The sequence below is a fragment of the Lysinibacillus alkalisoli genome (genome assembly GCF_014643595.1).
GTDB classification, from domain to species: Bacteria; Bacillota; Bacilli; order Bacillales_A; family Planococcaceae; genus Metalysinibacillus; species Metalysinibacillus alkalisoli.
The window spans coordinates 25,621-52,420 of record NZ_BMJT01000011.1 but is presented as its reverse complement, the minus strand read 5'-3'; the positions used below and the strand labels follow the sequence as shown (position 1 = coordinate 52,420).

The 26,800-nt window shown below is 37.5% G+C and carries 33 protein-coding genes; 5 read left to right on the top strand and 28 right to left on the bottom strand.

Annotated features, from left to right (window positions below; translation table 11 throughout):
* Window positions 1-32: 32 nt before the first annotated feature.
* The 13 genes from IEW44_RS13960 to IEW44_RS13900 all read right to left on the bottom strand — a co-directional run bounded on the left by IEW44_RS13960 (window position 33) and on the right by IEW44_RS13900 (window position 10,838).
* Window positions 33-485, bottom strand: a complete 453-nt coding sequence (locus IEW44_RS13960; protein WP_188615672.1) for a hypothetical protein — start codon at window positions 483-485, stop codon at window positions 33-35.
* A gap of 81 nt (window positions 486-566) precedes the next feature.
* Window positions 567-1,607, bottom strand: coding sequence for a ribonucleotide-diphosphate reductase subunit beta (locus tag IEW44_RS13955; RefSeq protein WP_188615671.1), 1,041 nt, complete (start codon window positions 1,605-1,607; stop codon window positions 567-569).
* A 14-nt stretch (window positions 1,608-1,621) separates the two neighbouring features.
* On the bottom strand, window positions 1,622-3,844 hold the full coding sequence (locus IEW44_RS13950) for a ribonucleoside-diphosphate reductase subunit alpha (protein WP_188615670.1): 2,223 nt from the start codon (window positions 3,842-3,844) through the stop codon (window positions 1,622-1,624).
* A 353-nt stretch (window positions 3,845-4,197) separates the two neighbouring features.
* Window positions 4,198-4,878, bottom strand: a complete 681-nt coding sequence (locus IEW44_RS13945; RefSeq protein ID WP_188615669.1) for a hypothetical protein — start codon at window positions 4,876-4,878, stop codon at window positions 4,198-4,200.
* Window positions 4,875-5,372, bottom strand: a complete 498-nt coding sequence (locus IEW44_RS13940; protein ID WP_188615668.1) for an ECF transporter S component — start codon at window positions 5,370-5,372, stop codon at window positions 4,875-4,877. The genes IEW44_RS13945 and IEW44_RS13940 overlap by 4 nt, the downstream gene beginning before the upstream one ends.
* Window positions 5,373-5,388: 16 nt before the next feature.
* On the bottom strand, window positions 5,389-5,775 hold the full coding sequence (locus IEW44_RS13935) for a bifunctional adenosylcobinamide kinase/adenosylcobinamide-phosphate guanylyltransferase (RefSeq protein WP_188615667.1): 387 nt from the start codon (window positions 5,773-5,775) through the stop codon (window positions 5,389-5,391).
* Window positions 5,715-6,317 carry a histidine phosphatase family protein gene (locus tag IEW44_RS13930; RefSeq protein ID WP_188615666.1) on the bottom strand — a complete coding sequence of 201 codons (603 nt, stop codon included), beginning with the start codon at window positions 6,315-6,317 and terminating at the stop codon, window positions 5,715-5,717. Before IEW44_RS13930 ends, IEW44_RS13935 begins: the two co-directional genes overlap by 61 nt.
* Window positions 6,287-7,060, bottom strand: coding sequence for an adenosylcobinamide-GDP ribazoletransferase (cobS, locus tag IEW44_RS13925; protein WP_188615665.1), 774 nt, complete (start codon window positions 7,058-7,060; stop codon window positions 6,287-6,289). Before cobS ends, IEW44_RS13930 begins: the two co-directional genes overlap by 31 nt.
* Before the next feature lie 12 nt (window positions 7,061-7,072).
* Window positions 7,073-7,618: a bifunctional adenosylcobinamide kinase/adenosylcobinamide-phosphate guanylyltransferase gene (locus IEW44_RS13920; RefSeq protein ID WP_188615664.1), complete on the bottom strand. Its 546-nt coding sequence runs from the start codon at window positions 7,616-7,618 to the stop codon at window positions 7,073-7,075.
* Entirely contained in the window at window positions 7,615-8,178 is a 564-nt protein-coding gene (locus IEW44_RS13915; RefSeq protein WP_188615663.1) for a histidine phosphatase family protein, read from the bottom strand. The genes IEW44_RS13920 and IEW44_RS13915 overlap by 4 nt, the downstream gene beginning before the upstream one ends.
* Entirely contained in the window at window positions 8,175-9,230 is a 1,056-nt protein-coding gene (locus IEW44_RS13910) for a pyridoxal phosphate-dependent aminotransferase (RefSeq protein WP_229704257.1), read from the bottom strand. Before IEW44_RS13910 ends, IEW44_RS13915 begins: the two co-directional genes overlap by 4 nt.
* The gene (cbiB, locus tag IEW44_RS13905; protein WP_188615662.1) at window positions 9,220-10,164 is read right to left on the bottom strand and encodes an adenosylcobinamide-phosphate synthase CbiB; all 945 of its coding nucleotides are present in this window, start codon (window positions 10,162-10,164) and stop codon (window positions 9,220-9,222) included. The genes IEW44_RS13910 and cbiB overlap by 11 nt, the downstream gene beginning before the upstream one ends.
* Window positions 10,161-10,838, bottom strand: a complete 678-nt coding sequence (locus IEW44_RS13900) for an adenosylcobinamide amidohydrolase (RefSeq protein ID WP_229704256.1) — start codon at window positions 10,836-10,838, stop codon at window positions 10,161-10,163. Before IEW44_RS13900 ends, cbiB begins: the two co-directional genes overlap by 4 nt.
* A gap of 173 nt (window positions 10,839-11,011) precedes the next feature.
* Between IEW44_RS13900 and IEW44_RS13895 the strand changes: the two genes are divergently transcribed.
* The 3 genes from IEW44_RS13895 to IEW44_RS13885 are packed head-to-tail and all read left to right on the top strand — an operon-like array spanning window position 11,012 to window position 12,227.
* The gene (locus IEW44_RS13895; protein ID WP_188615661.1) at window positions 11,012-11,341 is read left to right on the top strand and encodes a DMT family transporter; all 330 of its coding nucleotides are present in this window, start codon (window positions 11,012-11,014) and stop codon (window positions 11,339-11,341) included.
* Window positions 11,341-11,652: a DMT family transporter gene (locus IEW44_RS13890; RefSeq protein WP_188615660.1), complete on the top strand. Its 312-nt coding sequence runs from the start codon at window positions 11,341-11,343 to the stop codon at window positions 11,650-11,652. The genes IEW44_RS13895 and IEW44_RS13890 overlap by 1 nt, the downstream gene beginning before the upstream one ends.
* 11 nt (window positions 11,653-11,663) lie before the next feature.
* A complete protein-coding gene (locus IEW44_RS13885) occupies window positions 11,664-12,227 on the top strand; it encodes a TetR/AcrR family transcriptional regulator (RefSeq protein WP_188615659.1) in 564 nt (187 codons plus the stop codon).
* A gap of 37 nt (window positions 12,228-12,264) precedes the next feature.
* Here the strand turns inward: IEW44_RS13885 and IEW44_RS13880 are convergent, their stop codons facing one another.
* Complete coding sequence (locus IEW44_RS13880) at window positions 12,265-12,486, bottom strand: hypothetical protein (protein ID WP_188615658.1); 222 nt, start codon at window positions 12,484-12,486, stop codon at window positions 12,265-12,267.
* Between the two features lie 76 nt (window positions 12,487-12,562).
* Window positions 12,563-13,921 carry an aspartate kinase gene (locus IEW44_RS13875; RefSeq protein WP_188615657.1) on the bottom strand — a complete coding sequence of 453 codons (1,359 nt, stop codon included), beginning with the start codon at window positions 13,919-13,921 and terminating at the stop codon, window positions 12,563-12,565.
* A gap of 255 nt (window positions 13,922-14,176) precedes the next feature.
* Between IEW44_RS13875 and IEW44_RS13870 the strand changes: the two genes are divergently transcribed.
* A complete protein-coding gene (locus tag IEW44_RS13870) occupies window positions 14,177-14,560 on the top strand; it encodes a glucosamine 6-phosphate synthetase (protein WP_188615656.1) in 384 nt (127 codons plus the stop codon).
* 50 nt (window positions 14,561-14,610) lie between these two features.
* Here the strand turns inward: IEW44_RS13870 and IEW44_RS13865 are convergent, their stop codons facing one another.
* From IEW44_RS13865 to IEW44_RS13810, 12 genes are all read right to left on the bottom strand, one after another.
* Window positions 14,611-14,832: a hypothetical protein gene (locus IEW44_RS13865; protein WP_188615655.1), complete on the bottom strand. Its 222-nt coding sequence runs from the start codon at window positions 14,830-14,832 to the stop codon at window positions 14,611-14,613.
* A 351-nt stretch (window positions 14,833-15,183) separates the two neighbouring features.
* Window positions 15,184-15,354 carry a hypothetical protein gene (locus IEW44_RS13860; RefSeq protein ID WP_188615654.1) on the bottom strand — a complete coding sequence of 57 codons (171 nt, stop codon included), beginning with the start codon at window positions 15,352-15,354 and terminating at the stop codon, window positions 15,184-15,186.
* On the bottom strand, window positions 15,347-15,547 hold the full coding sequence (locus IEW44_RS13855; protein ID WP_229704255.1) for a helix-hairpin-helix domain-containing protein: 201 nt from the start codon (window positions 15,545-15,547) through the stop codon (window positions 15,347-15,349). The genes IEW44_RS13860 and IEW44_RS13855 overlap by 8 nt, the downstream gene beginning before the upstream one ends.
* Before the next feature lie 2 nt (window positions 15,548-15,549).
* On the bottom strand, window positions 15,550-15,738 hold the full coding sequence (locus IEW44_RS13850) for a hypothetical protein (RefSeq protein WP_188615652.1): 189 nt from the start codon (window positions 15,736-15,738) through the stop codon (window positions 15,550-15,552).
* A gap of 12 nt (window positions 15,739-15,750) precedes the next feature.
* Window positions 15,751-15,903: a sterol carrier protein domain-containing protein gene (locus tag IEW44_RS13845; RefSeq protein WP_268236388.1), complete on the bottom strand. Its 153-nt coding sequence runs from the start codon at window positions 15,901-15,903 to the stop codon at window positions 15,751-15,753.
* A 557-nt stretch (window positions 15,904-16,460) separates the two neighbouring features.
* Complete coding sequence (lepB, locus tag IEW44_RS13840) at window positions 16,461-17,018, bottom strand: signal peptidase I (protein WP_308421649.1); 558 nt, start codon at window positions 17,016-17,018, stop codon at window positions 16,461-16,463.
* Between the two features lie 250 nt (window positions 17,019-17,268).
* The gene (locus IEW44_RS13835) at window positions 17,269-17,979 is read right to left on the bottom strand and encodes an ABC transporter permease (RefSeq protein ID WP_188615650.1); all 711 of its coding nucleotides are present in this window, start codon (window positions 17,977-17,979) and stop codon (window positions 17,269-17,271) included.
* A gap of 2 nt (window positions 17,980-17,981) precedes the next feature.
* Entirely contained in the window at window positions 17,982-18,881 is a 900-nt protein-coding gene (locus IEW44_RS13830) for an ABC transporter ATP-binding protein (RefSeq protein ID WP_188615649.1), read from the bottom strand.
* A 1,472-nt stretch (window positions 18,882-20,353) separates the two neighbouring features.
* Entirely contained in the window at window positions 20,354-21,583 is a 1,230-nt protein-coding gene (locus tag IEW44_RS13825) for a GNAT family N-acetyltransferase (RefSeq protein WP_188615697.1), read from the bottom strand.
* Between the two features lie 15 nt (window positions 21,584-21,598).
* Window positions 21,599-22,306 carry an AAA family ATPase gene (locus tag IEW44_RS13820; protein WP_188615648.1) on the bottom strand — a complete coding sequence of 236 codons (708 nt, stop codon included), beginning with the start codon at window positions 22,304-22,306 and terminating at the stop codon, window positions 21,599-21,601.
* On the bottom strand, window positions 22,297-23,730 hold the full coding sequence (locus IEW44_RS13815) for a PH domain-containing protein (protein ID WP_188615647.1): 1,434 nt from the start codon (window positions 23,728-23,730) through the stop codon (window positions 22,297-22,299). The genes IEW44_RS13820 and IEW44_RS13815 overlap by 10 nt, the downstream gene beginning before the upstream one ends.
* A complete protein-coding gene (locus tag IEW44_RS13810; protein WP_188615646.1) occupies window positions 23,730-24,218 on the bottom strand; it encodes a PH domain-containing protein in 489 nt (162 codons plus the stop codon). Before IEW44_RS13810 ends, IEW44_RS13815 begins: the two co-directional genes overlap by 1 nt.
* 147 nt (window positions 24,219-24,365) lie before the next feature.
* On the opposite strand from IEW44_RS13810, the gene IEW44_RS13805 reads away from it, so the two are divergent.
* Window positions 24,366-25,034, top strand: a complete 669-nt coding sequence (locus tag IEW44_RS13805; RefSeq protein ID WP_188615645.1) for a DUF4184 family protein — start codon at window positions 24,366-24,368, stop codon at window positions 25,032-25,034.
* A gap of 56 nt (window positions 25,035-25,090) precedes the next feature.
* On the opposite strand, the gene IEW44_RS13800 is transcribed toward IEW44_RS13805, so the two are convergent.
* Window positions 25,091-26,554, bottom strand: coding sequence for a methyl-accepting chemotaxis protein (locus IEW44_RS13800; RefSeq protein WP_188615644.1), 1,464 nt, complete (start codon window positions 26,552-26,554; stop codon window positions 25,091-25,093).
* Between the last annotated feature and the right edge of the window lie 246 nt (window positions 26,555-26,800).

Genomic DNA, 26,800 nt, shown 5'->3' with positions numbered 1-26,800 from the left:
GGTCACAACGTTTCCCCTTACCTTTTATTATGTTATGACTTTGTCAAATACCAGCCATACATAGTAGAATGCCCCGCTTTTTTAAGCTGCTTACCAGCTTCACCATCTATTAATTGTATTATAGCGTGTTTAGGCAACGTATTTTTACCTGTTTCATTGACAATGCCAAAAGTAATCGTATCATCATAAGGGATGCTATTGCGATCTGTAAAATTTTGATTGGCAATAGGTACGTAACGAATGGTTTTAGCCTTCCATCCAAAGAGATGCTTAGTTGCTGCAACGAAACCAAAGTCCTTCTCATTCTTCATAAAAAAATAATACGCCACTTGCTCTGTAACATGTGCAGGGATAACTTGCACAGCTCCGTCCAATTCATGTATGGCATCTACAGGGTTTTTAAAGCTTTGTTCCTTCTCGTTAATAAACCAAATACTCGCCATTACAAATAATAATACACCCGCAAACATCAATCGTCTCTTCATGCACATTCCACACTTCTTTCCACAGTATACTGCATTATATCATACTAAAAAACGAGACGACATATGTCGCCCCGCCCTTTACTATAATTCATCAAAACCATTATCTTCAACATTTACTTTGACGTATTGTCGTGACTTTTGTTCAAAGAAATCCGTTTTCCCTTGATCTACGTCTTCATATGCTTTAATCCATTTCATAGGATTTTTACGATATCCTTCAAACGGACGTTCATAACCCAATTGATTGCAACGCACATTGGCATAAAAATACACATAGTCTTGAACTTCTTCATAATCAAGCCCATCCATTTTATCGCCTATAATTTCTCGCGCCCACTCGGCTTCTAGCTGCGCTGCTTCACAGAAAATCGCTTGCACTTGCGCAGCACGTTCAGGTGTATCTAATTCGGGATGCTCTATTAAAATCTCGCGATAAATTTTAACAAATAAATCCGCATGGAGTTGTTCATCACGATTAATATAATTAATCATTGTACTTGTTGCAAGCATTTTTTGATTGCGTGCCAAATGATAAAAATAGGCAAACCCTGAATAGAAAAATAAGCCTTCCAAAATGACATCATACACAATAGATGTGAGGAGATTCTCTACAGTTGGATTTTCAGTAAAGGCGCGATACCCCTTAATCACAAAGTCATTACGCTTTTGCAAAATAGGCTCTGTACGCCAAAAATTAAAGGTCTCATCTTGTACATCTTTCGTGGCAATGCTTGATAAGACGTAACTATAAGAGTGATTATGCACCACTTCTTGTTGCGCTAAAATAATCATTAAGGCGTGTAGACTAGAGTCTGTTAAATAATCCGCCACATGCCCTGCATAATCGGTTTGAATGCTATCAAGCAGTGCTAATAAGCCAATAATTTTTAAAAAGGCATTTTTCTCATCATCACTTAACGTGGGGAATTGTTTCACATCATTACTCATATTAATTTCAAAGGGCGTCCAAAAATTGCCTAGCATTTGTTTATACTTAGGGTATGCCCAATTAAAACGTACATCATCCCAATTTAAAATATTAGAAGAACGTCCATTAATAATACCTGTTGAAGCGTTAGGTGCTTCTTTATCCATAATATTACGCTTTTTTACTAAAGTCATTATCCTCTCTCCTTTTAACTTTCACATGCATGACAATCCATTAATTCAACAGATGTAGAACGCACATAATAGGTCGTTTTTATGCCCGAGTCCCACGCATTTACATGCAGTTGTAGTAAATCTTTCGCTTTAACTGTATTTTGCACATAAATATTAAAAGAAATGCCTTGGTCAATGTGGCGAGCTCTAGCTGCATTTTGTTTAACTGACCAGTTTTGGTCAATAAAATAAGCCGATTTATAAAACCATGTCGTCTGCTCATTTAAGCTAGGTGCGGTTACTGGGATTTTATAATCCTTTTTCTCTTCCGAATAACTCTTTTGAAAGATTGGGTCGATTGAGGCAGTTGAACCTGCAATAATCGCTGTTGATGAGTTAGGTGCAACCGCCATCACATAGCCATTACGTATACCGTATTTGGCTACTTGCTCCTTTAAAGTGAGCCAAGCCTCACTTTTATAATCGCGCGTATCAAAGTAGCTGCCCGTCTGCCATTCCGAACCTTCAAACAAGGGGTACGCTCCCTTTTCCTTCGCCAATGTTTGTGAGGCTTGAATCGTTAAATAGGCAATTTGCTCATATAAGGTATCCGCATAGGCAACCGCCTCTTCTGATTCCCACACAATTTTTTCTAGTGCAAGTAAGTGATGCCACCCAAACGTCCCTAATCCAATCCCTCGATAACGCTGATTTGTATACTCCGCTTGCTTCACTGGTATCGTATTATGGTCAATCACATTGTCTAACATGCGTACTTGAATCGGAATTAAACGCGACAATACGTTGGCTGGTACAGCTCGTCCTAGGTTAATGGAAGACAAATTACAAACGACAAAATCGCCTGCGGTATGCTTTGTCATAATAATGCCATCCTCTAATTCCACACTGTCAAATGTTGTAGGCGACATATTTTGAAAAATCTCTGTACAAAGGTTACTTGAGTAAATCATACCCTTATGTTTATTAGGGTTTTTACGATTCACTTCATCACGATAAAACATAAAAGGTACGCCCGTCTCAAGTTGCGAGCGCATAATACGTTTCATAATATCAATCGCTGGCACAACTGTACGTGTTAACTCTTCATGCGCTACACATGCTTGGTATCGTTGGCGGAATGAACCTTGACCGCGTACCTCATCATAGTAATCCTCTAGGCTAAAGCCCATTACTTCACGTACTTCGTGAGGGTCGAATAAATACCAATCTTCACGTGCTACAACAGCCTCCATAAATAAATCTGGTAAGCAAAGCCCCGTAAAAATATCATGTGCTCGTAAACGTTCGTCCCCGTTATTAAGCTTTACATCTAAAAAAGGCAATACATCTTTGTGCCAAACATCAAGGTATACGGCGATGGCACCTTGTCGCTGTCCGAGTTGGTCAACAGAGACTGCGGTATTATTTAATTGCTTAATCCACGGCAACACGCCGCTTGAAGCGCCTTTAAAACCACGAATTGCAGAACCTCTACTGCGTATTTTACCCATGTAGACACCAATGCCTCCACCAAACTTAGATAAAGTAGCAACATCCGTATTGGAGTTGTAAATCCCTTGTAAACTATCATCAACTGTATCAATAAAACAGCTAGATAATTGACCATGTGTCTTGCCAGCATTTGCTAATGTTGGTGTAGCTGTTGTCATATATAACTGACTCATCGCCCAGTAAGCCTCTTGTACTTTAGCGAGGCGATTTTCAGTTTCATCCTGCATTAACGTCATAGCAATTATCATAAAACGCTCTTGTGGCAACTCTACTTGCTGGTTGTGATAATCACGCAAAACATAGCGATCTGTTAATGTTTTGAGCCCAATATAAGTGAATAACTGATCACGCTCTGGCACGATACTTTGCGCTAAGGTGGTGCGTTCAGCCCATGTATATTTTGTCATAAGTAACTCATCATACAATCCAGCCGCAACGTACTTCTCTATATTTTGTGGAAATGTGGTATATACCTCCTGTGCCTGCACACCACGAAGCTTCGCATGTTGTTCATAGAGCTTGTGCAAATAAATATGGGCTGCGACAAATGTCCAGTAAGGCTCGTCCTCATCAATCCAACCTAATAGCTGTAAAACCATGGCATCTGACCATGCCTCGTAAGTGCCATCTTTTGTTTTACGATGCCAACGTTCAGATAATCGTAAAAACGGAGCCAACTGTTCCTCTGTAAAGCGATTTCTTAGTGCCTCTACTTGTGTTGTTATTGTTGTTGTCTTTGTTGTCATATGGTTAACACACCCTTCTGTTTAAGTGGAGGGCAATACAAAAGGCATCCTTCTGTATGAGGGATGCCTGTCATATGCTATGCCGCTCCCTCAAAATAATCATGAGATTTTGGCATAATAAAAATAACATATGTGGATAAATTTTCTGTAAAAGAAATAAAAAAAAGCCATTATGAATTCATTGCACAACTCTCACGATTTTATTATTTATGTGATGATTTGAGAAATAACAAAATAATATTGTTATTTCTCAAAACACTATATATTGTGTTTATCTATAAATAATAATCTAACATATTGTGTTTATTAAAACAATGAATCAAATGACTTGCTAACAATATCACACAAAAGACTTACGCTTGAACGACAACTTTCTTTAGTGGAAGACCAAAATAATCACATAAAATATGTTCGTCCTCCACATGACTCGCTAACAATACAGCTGTTGCTGGTCCTGCTGTTTTATGTAGGTCAAGGTCTTCAATTTTAATCGTTTTATTAGGAAAGAGTCTTTCACACTCCTTAGCCACACCAGATGAACCCACAGGCCATACTTTTTTTACTAAACCACGTTGCCAACCATTGTAAATACGACCTAAGTCTGCTACAGCTTGTGGTTGTTCTAACACTTCTTGTCCCACTAATGGTTGCCCGTATACATACCATACTAACGATGCACAAGTTGTATCTTCTAACTTGCGACCAATGATGGTAATACTTAAACCAGATTGCAATGTTGACATATTTGTTTCTGTACTTCCTGTAATAGGTGGCATTGGCGCCCCAATTTCTTTAAATGCTTGATGAATGCCGTTGATATAAGGCTGCCAAGCATTGTCACCACTAAAATTGGCAAGCGAGATCGCTTGTGGCTCTGCATTTGCAGACCATTGTTCCAATAAGGCGACACGTATCGTATAATAAGCGGCTAATTCATTCGATACTTTTACAATATCGTTCTCTTTTTCTCCGATGGCGGCGGAATTATCTACGGTGATCACATGCCCGCCTGGTAAAAGTAATGCATCTCTCAATATGTTTTCGCTCCATTTCGTACCATTGCCTTAGCTATAATAGGCATGACAAGTGCTGCAACAAATAAATTGAGTGCAGTTGCTAATAATAGCCCTGGCACAGCCCCTAAATAAAAGGCTGGACTTATTAAGAAGTAAAAGGGCAACGGCGATAAAATGCCATTTGCAAGTATAGCAAACCCCCATTTTAATTTGTGCATACCTGCTTGATGCATCTTTGCAAATACATATGCAATAACAAACATCTCCACTGCAATTAGCATATGAAACGGCCCTAAAAAAAAGCCCGAAGTTGCTGCTGTCGCAAAATGTCCTAACATAGCTGATAGCCCTGCATAAGGCGCTGGTAATAATACAGCAGCAATGAAAGCTGGTGCTGAGTCAATTGCTGCCGATTGCGCTGTTCCAAGTGGTACTTTGATGAAACCACCTATAGCTGCCATACCCGCAATAAGTGCGGTCAACACATATAAACGTAGTTTCCCCTTGTCCATGTCAACTCCCCCCTCACTACTTCAATTTCTCTGTTAAGCCGTACCATACACGTGTGACACTCGTCGCTTCTTTAAATAGTTGTTGATAAAAGCGACCACAAACATCACGTAATTGACGCAACTTAGGGTCTAATGGCACAATCCCTCTCCCCACATCCGCCACAATGATATAAAGTTGGGCTGTTTGCTGTAGTTGGCGTATTCTCTCCATTAACATTGCTACTACAACATCCTCATCTTGCAAATCTTGCGTGACGAGCCAAGCTTCTAAATTATTTAATACCACGGTATGTGCTGATGTATGATGCGGTGCTACTGCGACTTGCCATTCTGCATCTTCACCTACGAGTTGTTTGACGTATGCTGTTTTGCCACTATGGGCACCACCGATAAATACTTGCATCTTCTCCCCTCCTTTACTTGTTCGATATTGTCCCACGCCAACACATAATAATGGTCGTGAGTAGCTTCATACTGCCAAAAATCTTGCTGTTGTGGCGCAAATTCTGCCAAAATAGCACGCATTACCCCTCCATGCACTACAAAAACAGTTTCATTCGCTACATGTTCAACAAAGCTTGTTAACACCCGCCTCGTAAATGCCATAAATGGCTCACCATTTGGCGGTGTATGTTTATGCGGATCATCAATCCATTGCCGATACGTAGCATTATGTTGTAAATCTTGATACGTTTTACCTTCAAAGTCGCCAAAACATAACTCGCGTAAACGCGGCTCTATAATAAGCGATGTTTGTGGAAAGTAGCCATGTGCCGTCTGGATACAACGCTGTAAGTCACTACTGACAACATGCTCTGGCAACCATTGCAAAGGCTCAACCTCTTCTATAATAGGGGCATCTGTCCAGCCCATATATTGCCGCTGTTGATTCATAGCAGTTTTAACATGACGCATCACATATACACGAACAGTATGACAAGCCATAATATGACCTCCAATCCTTCAATCCATGCACCTAATAAATCACCTGATAGCCCGCCAAAATTTTTTATCGCAAAAGAGCGATACCACATGGTTGCTAATAGGGCAATACTGATTAATATAAGCGGTACTATACTTGCCGTCCACCAGGTAAAGATACCGAGTACTATCATCGTGATGAAACTATAACTTACTAAAATATAGCGGCCATTACTTGTTGTTTTAAAGAAGTGTGCTAAACCCTTCTCTTTGGCACAAGGTGTTGTCGTAAAAAATAACGCCATCATACTACGTGTCACAATAGGCAGTAAAATTAACATCCATACCGCTAACGCATGATCTGCATAGAGCTGTTGCAGTACAACTAACTTTGTAACGAGCCATGTTAATACGGTTAACACACCAAATGCGCCAACACGTGGGTCGTCTAAAATGCTAAGTCGGCGTACAGGGTCACGATAAGAGAAGAAGGCATCGCCTGTATCAATTAAACCATCAATATGTAGCCCACCTGTTAACACTACAAGTGCTAACATAGTAAAAAACGCTTGCGTCAATGGCTGCCATGAAGTTTGGCTCACTATGACATGCACACTCGCTGCAAGCACCCCAATGAGTAAACCAATGCTCGCTAGTAACATAAACATCATAGTGACATGACGACGTGTTAATGGTAATTCACGCTTTAACGGGATAATCGTAAAAAACTGCAAGGCTAACCCGATACTCTGCAATAGCACTTTCATCGACAAGCCTCCTTACTTCCAGCGTTTCACGATTCCCTCTGTTAGTTCATATGCCTCATCACTTTGCGCCACAAACCATTCATGTAAATGACCTAACTTTTTACGATAGCGATTCATCTCATTATTAATGAGTTCTGGCTCATCAAATAATTCATTTGATACGATGATCAGCGTACATGTTTTAGGCAAGGCTATTATAGCAGCCTTTGTTTGCTCGATGGTTTTGGCTATAGTCTCCTCACTGCTTAACTGTTGATTACTAAGTGGCATATATAATAAATTGGTAAGCCATGTCGTCACACAATCCCATACGACAACATCATGAGGTTGCATCGTCTTTAAAACCGCTTCAATATGTACAGAGGCTTCAATTGTATGCCAATTATAATCGCTCTCTGCACGATCTTTTTGGTGACGTTTGATGCGTTTATGCATTTCACTATCTGTAGCCACACCTGAAGCCATGTAAACAAGCCTACCTGTCGTTACTTTTTGTTTAGCAAGTTGCTCTGCAAATGCCGATTTCCCACTACGAACACCGCCTGCAATAAAAATCATTGTATCCCCTCCCTTATACGTTGTTGTTGCCACTCCACTGTATACCCTTGCCCACCTTGAATCTCGTTATGCCACCATGTTAATAACGGTTGCTGTGTGATACGGGCCAATAAACACCTTAACGCTACACCATGTGTCACAACAGCAACATATGCATGAGGGTGACGTGCGGCAATGGCGGTACAAGCCTCATACACACGCGTTGTCAATTCGTGAAAACTCTCCGTATGTTGTGCGATATAGCGTGTAGGATCATGGCAATACGTGAGATATTCGTCGTTTTGCTGTAATGCGGCAATGGACTGCCCTTGCCACTTACCTAGGTAAATTTCTCGTAATCGCTCGTCTAAGTGGACAGGCTGTTGGAAATAATGAGCGGTCTGGATAGCACGCCCACTCGTGCTCGCATAAACGGCAGCAAGCGGCTGTGTTACATCTTGTACGGTTGCTTGTACTTGAGCACAACCGGTTGTTGTCAAAGGTGAATCTAGCCAGCCTTGTAACTTTCCTTCCTTATTCCACACCGTTTCCCCGTGACGTAAAAAATAAAAAGTTGTCATTTTTGAAACCACCTGTCTAACATGGCATAAAGCTTTGCCATACTCTGTTCATCCTTAATTCCAATACGTAGCCATTCTCCGTTTAAGCCAACGAAATTCTCCGTATGGCGTAACACAATACCTTCCCTTAAGGCAAAATAAAATAATGCCTTGGCATCTGGCGGCTTAAAACAAACATAATTTGTCACACTATTTGTCACCTTACAACCATATGTAGTAAGTGCCTTTTGTAGCTGTTGTACATGCAAACGTGCATATTGTCTCGCCTGCTCAACATATTGTGTTTCTTGTAAACAAGCTGTACCAATAGCAAGCGCAATGGCATTTACGTGCCAATGAGGCGCTTGCTGTTTTAACGCATTTATCACGTTGTCATGCGCAATAGCATAACCTAACCGAATACCTGGAATCGCATACATTTTTGTCATAGAACGCACAACAATAACATGATTAAATTGATGAATATACGTTTTAGTATCATCATACCAATCTAAAAATGCTTCGTCGATGACAACCTCACAACCATGTTGAGCTGCCATTGTGATCACAGCCTGGATTTGTTCTCTTGCTGGGTAGGCACCTGTTGGATTATTCGGTATACATAAATAAATAGCAGCCATATGTGGCAACTGTTCCTGAATAGCTGTAATAGGCAGCTCCCATGTTAAAACATCCGTTACAATAAGTTGCGTAATCGTGACATGATTCGCTTGTAATGTGGCAGCATATTCTGCAAATGTAGGCTCAATAAGTAATACATTCTTATTAGCATAACGTCTTGCCAATAGTGAAAAAATTTCTGACGCACCATTGCCAAGCACCACTTGCTGGCGTGGGACATTATGATGATGAGCGATCGCTGATAAAAACGGTTCACCTAATGGGTCTGGGTAACGCTTTACTAAGTCCACATATTGCGGAAACCTTTTTATAATTTGTGGTGGTGGGCCAAACACATTCACATTCTCACTAAAATCGTAGATGGTTTGTGGTGGTGTCATTTGTAGTGCCTCATACACATAATGAGGGTTTGCTCCGTGGCTAGGTAACATAATAGAGTATCCCTCCTGTCATACTGCCAATGATTAGTATAGCAACACTTGCTTGGTGCATTTGCCGGATCGTCTTTTTAATATCTTGTGGGGTTAGCTCTCTTTGTTTCTCTCCCATAATGGCTCGGTAACTCTTCACACCTTCATAATGATTAACACCGCCTAATTGAATGCCAAGTTGCAAAGCGGTAGCCGCTTCTAAATAACCGCCATTTGGGCTAGGGTGCTTTTTAGCATCACGTTGCCATAAACGAAGGCGCTTTGGCAATGAATAGCCACTTTCATTATATGTGCATAACAATAAGCAAAGTCCTGTGATACGACTAGGTATCCAGTTGGCCACATCATCTAATTTCGCTGCGAAATAGCCAAATGAAGCATATTTCTCATTTTGATAACCAATCATAGAATCTAATGTATTAATCGCTTTATAGCACCACAAACCTGTTGCGCCAAATAAAAAACCATAAAATAACGGGGCTGTAACACCATCACTCGTATTCTCTGATACCGTCTCTACTACACCACGCACAATCTCTGGTTCTTCTAAATGCATCGTATCCCGCCCCACAATCCAACTCAATTTATGGCGCGCTTCTTCTACATCTGCATTAACGAGCGGCACATAAACTTGCAGAGCTGCTTGCTTTAAACTTTTTTGTGCTAAACCAATGCCAATCAGTAGTGCCTCTACAAAAATCCCCACTAAAGGATGCCAAAGATAACTTACACTCACGATTGCCGCCACCACACCTCCTGTGACTACAATCGTTAACACACTTGCTATAGCACCTTTCACACGGCGATACACCCCTTTATTCAACCTTTTGGTTAGGTAATGGATAAATGAACCAATCCAGCGTACAGGATGTGGTAGCGATTTAGGGTCTCCTACGATTACATCAATAAAAAAGCCGAGTATAACCGCTATCATATCGGATTCTCCGCCTTATCTTGCAAATACTTACGTATGGCCTCGCACATCGTCTCATATACCCCATAACCAACTAGTTTACCTAAAGTTGTAATGGAACCTGCATATTGATGAAAACGCCCTTGCTGCGAACTGGCAATTAACACACTATCTGTAGATGTACCTGTCGCTAATGTTTGCGTTTCACGATCCCTAATATTATAGCGATAAAGGGCTTTAGATTTGGCCTCTGTTGCGGATATTAGCGCTTGAAGTAGTGCCTCGTCAGATAATTTACCATGAATAAACACCCACATATTAATCGTACCTGCATGATAAGCTTCTTGTCTATGAATCGCTCGTGTAATATCCACAGCATTACCAAGCCCTGCTGTAATCATAACTGTGATCTGATCCTCACCATAGCGAAAATCACGCACAACGGCAAAGCGCGCATAAACAGCAGTCATCATCGCTACAGTTTGTTCTAAAGGAAAATGATGCTGCACCATATACCTTTCCAACTCTTGATGTGGTTGCCGCTCATCATAAGTATACGGCACTGCGCGATTTAAAAAATGTGTGTAATAACCAATCCCTGCATTATGCATAGCTGAAGACACCACTTTGTAAGGATGTGGTGTAGTGAGGCGTACTTTATCTTCTTCTATTATAATGGCTTCTCTTGTAATCAAATCACCATCTCCTGTAGCGTCTTTCTTTACTTCACTAAAGTTAATGCTTTGAATAGTTTACCATGAAAAAAAAAGGAATAACAGATTGTATTCATTGACAACTGTAACGTAATGTGAAAAAATAAACTGACACAATAACTGACGACCGTTCGTCAATAAGGAGGATACACGATATGAAAAACAACCGTTATTGGTTGCTCGTTGTACTTGCTGGTGCATTTGAAGTAGGTTGGGTCATCGGATTAAAACATGCACATTCGATTTTTACTTGGGGGCTTACAATTGTAGCTATTTTCCTCAGTTTTTATTTATTAATTCAAGCCATGAAAAATTTACCTGCTAGTACAGCTTATGCGGTATTTACGGGGCTTGGTACTGTTGGCACTGTATTACTTGGCATCATGTTGTTTAATGAGCCTGCAAATGTGATGAAACTTATTTTAATTGGCACGCTACTAGGTGGTATTTTAGGACTAAAAGCTGTAACGAAGGAGGATGCCTGATGAGCTGGATTTATTTAATTATTGCAGGGGTGATGGAAGTCATTGCTGTGTATGGGATGAATCGTGCTGCTAATAAATACAAGGATGGTTATATTGTCATGCCTATTGCTTTTGGCATTAGTTTAATTTTATTAACACTTGCTATGGAAACGATTAATATGGGCGTAGCTTATGCGGTCTGGACGGGCATTGGTACTTGTGGTTCTGCTATAATGGGCATGATTGTATTTAAAGAGTCTCGCGACTGGCGTCGGTTTTTATGTATTGGCATCATCGTTGCATCAGTGATTGGTTTAAAATTAGTTAGTTAAGGAGGATGTCTGTGAAAAAACAAGAAATTCAAGAAGTCGCTCTACAATGTTTTGCACAAAATGGCTATAATGGTACGTCACTCTCACAAATTGCGGAGGCTGTACAACTCAAAAAACAATCCTTATACACCCACTTCAAAGATAAAGATGCTATTTTTCTATCGGCATTACGTCATGCAAAAGAAGTAGAAGTCGCTTTTTACGATGATTTCTTTAGCGTAAAGAAACCTTTACTCACAACATTGCATGATTTTGTTGAAGCATTAGATACGATGTTTTACACAAGCCCTACACAACAATTTTGGCTGCGCATGAACTTCTCACCCCCTGCACATTTAAGTGTAGAAGTGAAAGAAGAGGTGCACCAAATCAATGAGGCACTTCGTGAAAAATTGCGTCCATTATTTGAAGAAAATAAAGCGTTATTACATGTCGATACAGCTATTGCGTTAGAGGCATGCATTGCCTTAATTGATGCTTGTATTTTACACTTAATCTTTCATGAAGAGACAGCCATTATCGCAAAGAAACGCGAAGCTTTATGGCTTGTGTATGAGCGTGGTGTGTTACAATAAAAAAAAGTGAAGCTGAGCACGCTCAACTTCACTTTTTTTATTTGTTTTGTTGTTGTTTTTGTTGAGCTTTCATTTCTTTATGTTGTGCAGATAATGCTTTATAACGCATAACCGAACCAATAATAATGAAAATCCAGCTAATCCCCACAATCGTTAACTTCATACCTTCTGAACTAGTTGGGATAATTTTCAATACAGTAAACGCAAATAATAAAATACCAAACGCTGAAATTAAAAAGCCTACTAATACTTTGTTCATGTTAAACCTCCATTGTCACATTAGATTATATTGTAACGTATTTTAAGGCAAATAGACATGAAGAACATCTGGCAATTTAAGCAGTTACTGTAGCAAAAAATTCGGCATATAACGCTTGTAAAATTTGATTTTCGTACTTTTGCATAACCCCAAACACTAAACTCACTTCTGATGAGCCTTGGTTAATCATTTCAATGTTTGCGCCTGTCTTTGAAATAGCAGATGCTGCACGTGCCGCTAAACCTGTATTATGGCGCATACCCTCACCTACAATAACAATCATCGAAAAACCATGACGAAACTCTACATCATCCGCATATAACTCTTCTTTAACACGGCGTAAAATACGTGCTTCTATCTCATCTGATAGCTGTGTAGAGCGCATAATGACAGAAATATCATCTAAGCCTGATGGCGTATGTTCATACGAAATGTTTTCGTCTTCTAAAATTTGCAATAATTTGCGACCAAAGCCCACTTCACGATTCATTAAATATTTAGAAACATATAAAATGGAAAACCCACTATCGGCTGATATACCTGTCACAGGACGACCTGTCGTAGCACGTTTTGATACAATCTTTGTACCCGCAGCACTTGGGTTGTTCGTATTTTTAATATTCACGGGTACACCTACTTTAAATACAGGCATTAACGCTTCATCATGAAAAACAGAAAAGCCAGCATACGATAACTCACGCATTTCGCGATAGGTGATTTCTTTAATTTCAACAGGGCAGTTAACTACTTTAGGATTAGCTGAAAAAACACAGTCAACATCAGTAAAATTTTCATACATATCAGCGCGCACTGCTGCTGATAAAATGGAGCCTGTAATATCTGAGCCCCCGCGGTCAAATGTGCGTAACACGCCACTTGCCGAGTAACCAAAGAACCCTGGGAATACGATAATCTCATCTGTTTTTGCTAACGCAGCTAATTGCGTATACGCTTCTGGCAACGCATAGGTGCGCTCAGGCAATTCATTTACGATTAATCCTTCTCTTGGGCTAACATAACGTGCTGGCATGCCAATACTCGTAAAATATGCAGCAATTAATTTTGCGTTATTATCTTCGCCACTCGCCTTAATGGCATCCACATATAACTCAACGTTAGAAGCATCCGCTTGCAGTCGCTCTTCTAAGTCTGCCTGAATAATCTGGCAAATCTCCTCACCAAGATGCAATCCTTCTGCAATTGCACGATAACGTGCCATGACAGCAGCTAATTTCTCTGTTACAGCACCATCCATTAAAGCAGCATCGGCTAAATCAATTAATAAATCCGTCACTTTAATATCATCTGGTGTACGCTTACCAGGCGCTGACACAACGACGATTTTACGTGCAGGATTACTTTCAACAATACTTGCTACTTTTTTAATTTGCTCTGCACTCGCTACAGAAGTACCACCAAATTTACATACAATCATTCGCTATCATATCCTAACTTCTTTTTTATTTGTACTCTCAAGATAAACAGTTGAATGTACACAGTGTACAAATTTAACGAACCTACGTCAATACTATTTTATTAAATGTTCATATAATACACATATTTCGCACGTATTCCAACCATTATAGAGGGTCTTTTTCAAATAGTTAAGTATTTTGTGCTATTTTTCTGAAAAAAGCTATAGCCTTCAAAAAAAGGGATGTTACAATATGTGAGAGATGGAGGGAAATCAATGGGTAAGCTAACAAAACGCAATATACTTTGGGTCATTCCCATCGGCATTTTAATTACATTTTTCTTTGTATTCGGGCCAAAAGCGGAAATCAATGACCACCAAGCTATTAATTATGTGAAAACGGTAACATTGCCAGATTATGATAAGGCACTTGGTCAATTGGAGCGCATTTGTACAGATGGTAAGTGGATTTATTTTGAAACATCTAAAAATCAAGCCGTCGTCGAATTTCAAGGTCAATGTGAAAAAACCGCCATTAAACAACAATTTCTTGTAGACGATAAACGCACAAATGTACGAGTGGGCGCTATGATTAAAGAGAGTAAAGAAGCAAGTAGTGAGGAACGTGATCAGTTTTTGCAACAACTCTTACAATCTTAAACAAACAAAAAGTCGCTTTCTATTTAGAAAGCGACATCATTAAACATCTATTAGCTTACGGCTTGGCAATCATAAAGAAGGATGTTGCGCTCGTGAATACGTACAGCAACTTCTACGCGTTCAATCTCTTCTTCTAATGAATTATATTGTTGAAGTCTTTCTTCTGTTAAGCCTTTGCGTGTAATAACTGCTGTCAGGTTTTTCTTTGAGTCAATTAAACGCTCTAATTGCTCTGCCTCTGCTAAATAATTACTCCACTTTCGATGTGGCATCACAATAACCCCCTCACGCTAAATTCCTTTGGTTTGTCACTTTACTATCGAAACATACCTTCTCTTCAAAAAATGCTCATCTATTTTGTCTTAGCATAATACGTTAATGGAATGAATGTTCTTAGCTATATTCTAACCGTATTCAAGCTAAATTAAACCACTTTTCATCACATTTTTTTATCATAACCGTGACGTTGTTCACAATTTATGCAAAAAGACTATAACAAGATGCAACTTTTTCCTTACTTAGAATTTTTTAATAAAGGGTGTTTATCCTTCTTTTTAACTAGTTTAGATATGAAATGGCTCATTTGGTTTTACTTGGTAGTTTATTTTTGTAATATATCGTTACTATTTTTGCCATTTTTTACGCCATTTACGCGTATATACCATACCTATCCCAATAAAGAAGAGTAACATCATAGCTTTTAATAGAGGAAACATAACGAGTTTGCTAATCAACACTACTGCTACAATATAATAAATGGCCATCGCTATTATAAATAAAGCGATTTTAGGCATCTTTTGTTTCCTCATAACATAAAGAATAGCCGCGCTCTTTTAACGCTGCCTCAATTGTTTCGATACCTTTTGTTCCAATACCATGCAGCGCAATCACGTCACGATAAGATACACCATTCAATGACTCAAGTGAGTCATAGCCCGCAATGTGAAGTGCACGCACAGCAGGTTTAGCTAAACCTTTTGGCAACATGGTCACACCTTCTTTCTTTTATAAATTTCTGAGCCAATTAAACCAACGATTAATAATACCATAGATGGGATTTGAGTGGCGCTAAAAAATGTTGTAAAAGCGACATCCATCTTAGTTAAAATCGCGGTTACAATCCGTCCCACCAGCATCACTAATCCGATAATCAGCATGATGTCAAATATTTTTTTCATATTATTATCCTCTTAGAAGTAATCAATAAAAGTGGGAATGCCGATGGGAATAATATCTTCTAATAAACCAATTGCCATCGCATTACCCTGTAGACGTTCCACTTTTTCTAAATAGCTAGGTCGTTTATACCCTAAAAACATCGTGGCTAATGTTTGCACATTCAGATCAATCGTATATTGATATCCTACTATATCATGCGTATTTTTTGATTTTCACCTTACTATAAAGCCATTTTTTCACCATCATAATAATAGTACATATCATCTTAACGGTTGTGAGCTTTACACAAAGAGTGTTTCCTGTTATTTAATCTGAAAACAACAGTATAAATTTATTATAACTAAATGGTCAATATTTATATACCCTGTATCAACCAATGTTAGTTCATTATACTATGCTATTAAGCTAAGTTATATTGTGCTACTTTGTCTGTTAACTTCAAATTCAACTTGACCCAGTACCTTCATTTATATACTGGGGTGATTTTTGATTCTTTTTAATTATCGGTTTGACTTTAATTTTTAATTCTCACCTATGTTTTTGATGTGTATGAGTTCTTTTTTCTCAGTTTACAGCAACAAAAGACTTAAAATATATCATTGATTACAAGATATTCTTAAGTTTTCTAATAAAAAGTGACCGAAATCACAGCAAAATTATAGGAACTTTTAAATCTTTTAGACTCCTCTTTTAATAGGTTTTACTAGAAATATAATAGAGTTTATTTAGTATATCTAAAATTATCTAGTGGCCAATAAATAATATTTGTTTTTCCTACTATATCTTCTATTGGAACTAATCCAATTATTCGACTGTCTAGACTGTTTCTTCTATTATCTCCCATAACGAATACATATCCTTCTGGGATTCTTGTTTCTCCAACAATATCTTCAAGGGTAAAATCTTCGGTTAATGTACCTTCACCTTTAAACAGATCTTTTTTTCGAGATTCTAAATAAGTTTCATTCATATTTTCCCCATTTATATATAATGTGTCATTCTTATAAGCAATATGTTCTCCTGGTAAAGCAATCACTCGTTTAATATAATCTTTTTCTTCCGTTGCATGGAACACAATAAGATCATAGCGTTGAGGCTCACCTAATTTGTAACTCAACTTGTTGACTATCATACGTTCTTTATCATAGAGGGTTGGATCCATTGATTTGCCATCCACCGTAACAGGCGCAATTAAAAAGAAACGAATTAGAAATGCAATTATACATGCAATGAAAAGTGCTTTTATCCATTCCCAACTTTCTTTTTTGTGTTTTATGATTTTCATAATATTTTCATCTCCTTACATATTTAAAATAAGAGCTACTTTCTATAGTAAACGTAATATAATTAGAAGAATAATCAATTGAATTTCTCATAGTAGATAGCTCTTTTTGTTAACTTCACTCTTTTTATGTATTAACTGTTCGATCATAGTTTACATGAGACACTTCTAGTTCAACTATGAGCTAATCGATTATTACTACTCATTTTATTTTTTGGTTAAAAATTGGAGGGTCTCAAATTCCCTTTTAAATGATTCTTCTTTTTTGAACAATTGCAATATAGATTGAAATCAAAATCAAACTATAAATAAAAACCCAACCAAATTCCCTATAAATCTGTCCAGAAAGATGGATGACCTCATCGTCAATACTCATAATATCTAAAGAGTAACGCAACGGTGGAAGAAACCAGTTTATTAGCTTTATTTTTAAGATATCTATATTTGCCACGGCTAAAACTAAAGAAATAACCAAGATACTAATAACGCCCCACCATGTGTTTATATCATTTTTTACGAACTCCCTTGTAAAAAATAAGGATAATGCGATTGAAAGAAGAGATAGACTAAAATGCGCAAAAAAACCAATGACAATATGAGCAATACGAAGGTCTGGTGAAAAGAAATTAAAAATAATAGGATAAGCTACAGCTAAAATGCTAAACAGCAGACCTACTATTATACAGTTGATGACAAGGGCAAGATAATATTCTCTTATACTTTTGGCGTGCATAATCGTAATTTCTTTTTGATTTTTGTCCTCCATATGAAAAATGGTAATTACAACCCAGCCCATTATAAAAAATAACATAAGTGAAGTGAATGAGTAACTACTCATTATCGGATTAGGTGTGTAGGAGTAATTAATGACAAGTATTATGATAAAGATTGAAACTGGTGGAACATACTTGTATGTTCTAAAATAATTAGCAAAAAAATAGTGAATCAAACCCTTCATTACTACCTTTCCCCTTCTTTTAGAAATTGCTTAAAAAATATTGTTTCTTTCTTATTTATCGGAGATAAAAACTTAATTGAAGCTCCCCGATTCAAAAATTCCTTCACAATCATATTCGTTTGTTCTTCATTGACATTCAATTCAATTAACTTTCGCCCAGGGCTAATTTCTTCTTCTTTGTCAATAATCACTCTATCTTTTAATGTACTGATTGAAATGGTATTAGATAGTTCAAAAACAATCCTGTTCATAATTTCACCTTGTTCGTGTTGGACACTAGTATGGGAGATTTGTCCCTCATGAATGACGAGTAATTGATCTACAACTTTTTCAAGCAACTTTGCCTCATGGCAGGTTAAAATGACGCTAATATTCCTTTCTTTCAAGGTCATTAATAGCTCTTCAAATTCAGTTTGTGCCTTTGGATCAAGGCCTGAAAGTGGTTCGTCCATAATGAGAAGGTCTGTTTCTTCTAACATCGCCTGCATAATAGTTACCTTTTGCTTCATCCCTTTTGAAAAATGAACAATCCTATTGTTACGATCTTCTTTCATATGAAATATTTCTAGCAATGTATTAATCCGCTGCCACAACCACTCTTTGTGTAGTCCATGAATTGTACCCATATGTGTGAGATATTCTACCAATGTAAAAGGAATTACTGCAGGAGTCACCTCTGGAACATACCCAATACGAATAGGCTTGCCATTTTGAAAAAGTATTTCTCCTGTATTTGGCTTAGACAATCCAGCAATTAATTTCAATAGCGTACTTTTTCCTGATCCGTTCTTTCCAACAATTGCCGTAATCTGATTTGCTGGGATAGAAAGCGATACCGTTTCTAGGATTAGTTTATTTTTAAATTTTTTAGTTACATTTTGTAGTTCTATAATAGATTCCATTTTTTTATACATCCTTTATCTCTTCATTTTTAACTACCCAATCAAACACATCCTTTAATAAAAAAATACTAAATAAGTTAACACTTACTTCTCAACCACCAATATTTTAATTCTTTAAACAGTTTGATTTACAATAACTAGACTAACTTCTACAAGGGGAAATCAAACTATGAGCTAACAATGTTCATTACAAGTCAATTGGACTTCTCCATCCACTCTTTGTCATTGGTAGACTGACCAATGACTTTTTGAAAGTTCATTACAACTTGACAACTAGATATCATACTATATTGTAGCTTTTCTCAGTCGCATGCTTAAAAGTTATAAAGACAACTTCAAAAACTATTCATTTGCACAAATAAACAATAAATGGCTATTTCACACACTTTTTGTGAGTAATATGAGCGAAACGAACCTTCTCCTTACAAACCACTGTTACATCTTATCAATGGTAGGCACAATGTAATATTTTATTGAAAGAAACAAAGAAACAGCTTTGATTTAAAACAGATGAAAATTTATGCTTGCCTTCCCAATAAAGTATTAGATAGTAGCAATTCTACTTATTTTTCTGACTACTTATATTGAGATTCCTAAAGCAATATAAGATATTCAATTCTTCAATATTTGGATTTATTTATTTAACGCTCAAGATACTATATACCATATTTGTTATCTTCAATTATCGTATTTAAGGAATATTAATCTATATTGATAGCCACAATCGCTATATATCAGAAACTGTTCGTCCTTTTTAAATCTGGTATAGCTAATATCATCACCTTAAAAATACGTTTATTAATGACTATAATTTACAAACGAATTATCCTATAGCCCAATACAAAAACTAAATAAGCTCTCTTCCAATTGCCATACTGGGTTTAGCTCACATCTGTACACTATTTTTGCTTGGTTTATAGTTATTTAAAGTTCATATTTATCCATCCTTATTTTACCACGTTTTTTTAAAATATCTCTATTTGTACAGTGATATTTTTATTTTTGTAGTTGCGCTTTATTTAATAATTTCTCTATGGACGAATTAAAATAACATTATTTAAAATATGAACCTTGAAGTGCCCCCTATTGTTAGACACGCCTAACAATAGGGGGCACTTCACTTCTATATTATTTTTACTATATATCATTGTTGCAAATATTTTGGTATGTCTAGTAACAACAGCATAATCAGTAAGATCAATAAAGAGCAATTCTTATTAACACTTCTTCCCATTCAATAACATAAAGCTTTGTAATATAAGGTACAGCGACTAAAAGCAATATATATAACTACAAATAATAGCAATTAATTTTTTTGTGCAATAAGAGCAACTGATACATCATAAAAATGTTATAATCCAGCATTACCAAGTCCATTTCGGCATACAGTACCCTACTAACCATGCCTTATTCTGCAATAAAGAGGCATTTTATAAAAAAAATTTGTACAGGTTTCCCCTGCACAAATTCTTTTAAAAATAATCAATAAAAGTGGGAATGCCGATGGGAATAATATCTTCTAATAAACCAATTGCCATCGCATTGCCCTGTAGACGTTCCACTTTTTCTAAATAGCTAGGTCGTTTATACCCTAAAAACATCGTGGCTAATGTTTGCACATTCATATGGATGGCATGCTGACTCTTTGTCACAGTATCTGTTATTCTTTTAACGGTAACAGCGCCGTCTTGTGCTGTGATTTCAAAAATGCCGTTATTCCATGCCACAACACTATCTGTAACAGCTAACTGCAATTGGAATGTGGAACGTGCGTAAGGAAATTTTTCTAAAAAGGCAGCCACATCTACTACACGTGCCATAAAATAAGGGGTTACCTTTTGAATGATTTCACTATCTTCAAGTAGGAAGGCAACGGGTTCATTCCCTGTTGTTTTACCATAAACGTTATCAATCATAGACTGATGTGCGTATACAAAGTTCCATAGCCCTTTACGTGCATCCTCACTTAAATATACAATTTCATCAATGTAAAAGTTATCTTCCATGATGCGATAAAACAAATAGCCTTGTGGTGCGTCTTGCTCATCATAATACACGCCTGCTTGAAGTTGAATATCTGAATCAATAAATTTCTCTTCCCAAAAATCTTCGTAATATTTTTCATTCCATGCAATTTGATTACGCACCATCACACCATGTGTCACTTGTGCGTAACGACTATAAATATCAAAAATATGCGCATGTTTAACATCGACACGTCGCATTTTTCCTGGTACATCTTTATAATGTGGAATTTGAGTATCTTTAATTTCAAATTCCACAATGTCACTCATAATTTCCCAGCCTTTTTTGCGGTAATACGGAATGGAATAAGGGAATAAAAAGGATAAATATTTGCCCTCATCACGCATACGTTGTAAACATTCCTCTAACAATTGTTGCATTAAACCATGACTTGAGTATTCTGGGTATGTGCCAACCGCTGTAATACCCCCCATATCATAAACTGTACCATGTACATTTACTTCAAATGGTAAACTTAATACTTGCGATACTAATTGGTCGCCATCAAACCAACCAAGCGCATGCCCTACATCAAATTGTTTACTCTTTTTCATAACAAAAAATCGGTCTTTGTTCATGGATAAAGAGTCTTGGAATACGTAATTCAATAATTCAATTGATTGCGCCATCTCCTGTTGCTTAATTTCTCTCATTATTAAGCCTTTCCGCTGGTTAATCATAATTCCCCGTCCTTAATCTTCAAATAAGTGTTTTAACATCACATCTCGTGCATTCAAAAACTGTTTCGTTACAATATAATGTGTTGTCTCTTCATATTGTACTTCGTTTATACCCGTTTCATCAAATTCGTAAATCGTGGCATGTGGATATCCCAGTAAAATTGGCGAATGTGTGGCAATAATAAACTGCGCCTCATGCTCAAGATCTTTCATAATACGAAGTAAACTTAATTGACGTGTAGGTGATAGGGCTGCTTCTGGCTCATCGAGTAAATAAATCGCTTTACCTTTAAAAGCTTGAGTAAATAATGTTAAAAATGACTCACCATGTGACTGATCGAGTAACGATTCTCCACCATAATTAGCATACCGTTTATCACTTTCCATTTGGTCAAGATGCTCAGCAAATTGATAAAATGTTTCTGCTCGCAAAAAGAATCCTCTTGTAATTTTAGGTAACCAAGCTAAACGCAAATACGCACCCATATCAGATGATGATTTATGCACATCGTAGAGATGATTGCGACTACCACCTGCTGTATGGAAACCACACTGCCATGCAATGCCTTCCAATAAAGTTGATTTACCAGAGCCATTCTCCCCTACAAAAAAAGTAACGTTTGTTGGAAAAGTTAACGTCTCTAATTGTCGTAGACTCGGAATAGTGAAAGGAAACGCATTGCGCTTTTTTGTTATAACAGCACAAGATTTTAAATACATACCGTATCTCCTTCATATGTCATATCATTTACACGCGCTTTGTACCACGTAACAAATTGCTCTGCCTCTTGAATTGGTATATCTTTTAAGCAATGTTTGGCATAAGGCTTAGCTTGAATGACGGTGTGTATCGTAGCCACACCAAATAAACGTTGCCAAGCACTTTGTGTCACTTTGACCTCTGTAATAGTAGCGCGAATGTGTATGCGTCTTTCTGTCACGAATGCACCCTGCTGCCACTGTAAATGGCTTTGTGCCATATCATAACGTGTGTTACGCCATTTAAAGAAACGATAGCTAGTTAGAACAATCGGCCAAATAAAGGCGACATACCAATAAGGTGATGCTAAATATAACAACACAATTAAGGCAATAATAAAGAGATAGCTTGGTTTTAACAAGCGTGACCATAAAGCGGTAAGGGACAGTTTTTTTTGTGGGCTCTCTAGCACAAACTGCGGCAAAATTTGTTGCATAATTTGCTCCGCCTGTTTCACAGGCATATAGGGATATATCTCATTTAATGCCGTTTCACTTAGCGTCAACTCGCCGGTCGTCTCAAGCTTTATACTTACTAAACCTAACATGCGCTTTAATAAAGATTGCTCATATACAACCGCTTGCACACGGGATTTTGTAATCGTAAATTTTGTTTCACTCAGCACGCCTTTTTTAATGTACAACGTAGTCGTATCACTGCGTAATGTATAACCCCAATATGTTAAAAATACTTTAATAATACCAATACCTACAGCCAAAACCGCAATCCCAATAATCATGGGGATCATAAACCAGCTCGATTGCAATAGCTTATTAAGCCAACCTATACTGACGTTATAATCATCTAGCATGTTCCATAATTTAATACCCAGCGGAATAATAACTAAAAAGCTAAAAGAAGTGAAAGTAGCTTTTAATAAATCATTAGCAGTTGGTGTAAAAATTAGTGGCGGTTCTTTTTCCTCTGTACCCACTATCGTTAATTCACTAACTACCTCTTGATTCACAATAGCTGTAATACGTTTCGCTTCTGCTATCTTTAGCGATGAAAATGTAATCGTAGAGTCAGAGGCATCTAACATCTCAAGCTTCAAAGTTGTTAACCCGAATAGGCGCTGTAAAAATGGTGTGTCTGACTGTACATTTTGTATATGTGGGAGTGGCACAATTTGCTCAGTACGACTGAATAAGCCTCTGCGCACCTCAATTTGTTGGTCATTAATGCGATAACGAAATGTCACCATCGTAAAGAGATTGACAATACTTGATAGCACAACAAACACGACGAATAAATAACGTACAATCGTCATAGCAAGTGACGTACTCTCTGACACAATAAATAATAAAAAAGCAGGAATGATAAACATCTTTATCAAATCTGCTATATCATATAAAACTTTGCTTAAAGGATAACGTAACCACATCATGCCACTTCCTTTACTTTTGCATAGCGTGCAATCTCATCGCGCAAGATGCGTGCCTCTTCTGTAGAGAGAGCAGGGATGGTATGTGCATCACTTAACGTATCAATTGTGACAGCCATTAAACCATACCGACGCAAAAAAGGCCCTTGTTGCAAACGAACGGATTGTATTTTAGCTGTTGGGATTACAACATGCTCATACGATAGGCGACCGTAGCGCAATTGAATATAGGTTTCGTCTACATGAAAACGCCAATATTTTTGCAACAGAATAGGCGCTATACCAACTGTCCAAACACTCATACCCATATCAAGAACAAGTAAAATAACGAAAAGCCAACTCACCCATGTTTTCCATTCAAAATATAAACTCGCACCGTATAATGCAAGCAAAATTGTCATTGTAATCAATAATGTCACGCCTTCTGTCCATCTTTGTACATTCACAAAGGTTGGCGCAATCGTTCTTGTTAGTTGTGTCTCATTCATACCCCTCACCTCACAAAAAGTATATCAACTCTTTCTTAACTGTAGCTTAAAACTGGCTGAAACTTCATGTGCTTTTTAACCTTTTTGCAACATTTTAGTTAACTTCTCGTCCCTATTGACACAATTTATAAAGAAAGAAGCGATAGGATGCCTTTAACTTTTGCTCATCCAGCCATTGCTATACCATTTGCTCATACACGCTCGCTTCACTTCACTGCTTTTGTTATTGGTACAATGGCTCCAGACTTTGAATATTTTTTACGTGGCTATCCTTTTGGTACCATCGGTCACACTTGGTTCGGTATGTTATGGTTGAATTTACCACTATGCTTTATCACGTACGTTGTGTGGCAATACATACAGCCTACCTTGTATCACTATTGTGCGATTGCTAACACTACGCTTCCTTTTACAATGACATTTTTTGTGCGTAGCGCTGTACTCGGAATGATTACACATATTTTATGGGATAGTTTTACACACCGCTCTGGTTTTTTCGTCACACACTTTAGCTTGTTACGTATGCCGTTGTACTTCCCCCTCTATAAATGGTTACAACATGGCAGTACAGCAGTTGGTTTAATGATAATTGGTTACTTTTTATGGCGACAGATCACATGGGTTTTGCATGACACAAACCAAGCTATTTTACAATTTTGGTTGTGTTACGTTGGGCTGATAGGTTGCTGTATGTTTGTATGGTATATGGTGGATTCTGTACCACTACACGCTTATGGTACACATGTCGTACGTTTTATTGATAGTAGTATTTTAGCACTTGTTATTACTTGCTTATACGCACGAACAAAAGTGTGATGAATTAACAGATTACGTAAAAAGCGGTAAGAGGAGTACGATCCTCTTACCGCTTTTTATGCTTGAATAGCCCTAGCGTTTTCATAGGTGGAATGAATATAATGTTCAATTTCTTGTTGTTTTTCTGCTAACTGTACTAACGTCGCACTTAGCTCGTCTGTAGCAGCTGTACTCTCTTCAATAAGCGCTGCAAACTCTGCTGTACGCTCTTCCACATCGACACTATTACGCGCGATTTTTTTAGCATCCTCTAATGACTGTAACGAAAATTGTTGTAGCTTTTGCATTTGGTCAAACAGCACAAGGAAAGCCTCATTTGTCGCTGTTGCAATCGTTGTCTGTGCTGTCATTTGGTGATGACCTTGCTCGATTTTTTTAACAGTGAGCTCGTTATATGCATTCACTTCTGCTAAGTTTTCATTGATTTGCAGTAAGGTTTGGTCTGTCATTGTGGCTAAGTTGCGTATTTCATTTGCCACAACTGCAAAGCCTTTGCCAGCCTCTCCTGCACGTGCTGCTTCAATGGAAGCATTCAATGATAATAGATTCGTCTGCTCTGTAATAGCACGAATGGATTCGGCTAAATGGTTGGTTTCTTGAATTTTATTGGTTAATCCACCGAATGCTTGATGAATATCTTCAAACATTTGTTGTGATCGTTGCATACTTTCTTGCATCTGTGCCATTTGATTTGCACCTTGTGTCGCTTGATGTTCAGCATCATTTGCACTTTGCACAACATCATCTAACTGCTCTGTCATCGTATGAATGGCTTGATTTGTGCCTGTTGTTAAATCCGCAATTTCTGTAATATGCTGTTCTTGTTGGTGACTGCCTTCACTTACCTCTTGCACAGCTACTAACATCTCCTGTTGTGAAGCATTAGACGTTTCCGTATGTAGGCGAATTTGATGCAGATTATGTGTGATAGCTGTAACCGCTTCATTTAACTTTTGCGCTGCACCTTCTGCTTGTTCTTTCGCTTTTGATAGGGCAACTACTTCTTCGACTTGACGAAACACAGCTTGGCTTTGTCGCACAACTAAAATTAATGCTAGCGATGCTAACGTATGGACAAATACTAAGTTAAAGCCACTCACTTCAACAAGCTCTGGCTCAACAAAGACCATGTTATTGTATAATAATGCACTTAAACTTAAAAGATAGCCGTAAATCATCACTGACATTTTACCATGAATGCTTGAAATAATAAGTACAAAATACACAAGGGCAATCGTTCCTAAATTAGCTTGTGAAAAAGTGATGGTGCTAATCGTTACAATAAAAGCTAACGTAATTAATACATATGGAAAGATGCGCGCCATCTTTGTTTGATAGCGACTATAAACATATGTAATCAAACTTGCAATAAGCGGTATCGATACCGATAAAATAATAGCGGTATTATTGCGGATAATGAGTTGAACCATTACACCTATGCCACATGCTAAACCGAAAGCTAAAATTAGTATGGCATTTTTTTTGTGCCAATCCTCTTGTTGAATGGTCGTAATATTCATGAATTAACCTCTCCCTCATACTTCTATTATAAAATGAAAAAAGCATCCGTTCAAGTACATTAGACCTAAATAATTGTGATTTTTGCGACACAACCATGATTTTTTAACTAGTTCATTTTATTGATTATTAAAAAATAAGGGGCGCTATCATAGGGTATGATGATATATAAATTATATGTTAATGATATATGATGTTGGTCTCTATAAAATGAAAAATATAGAAATCCTTATAATAAGAAAAAGCTA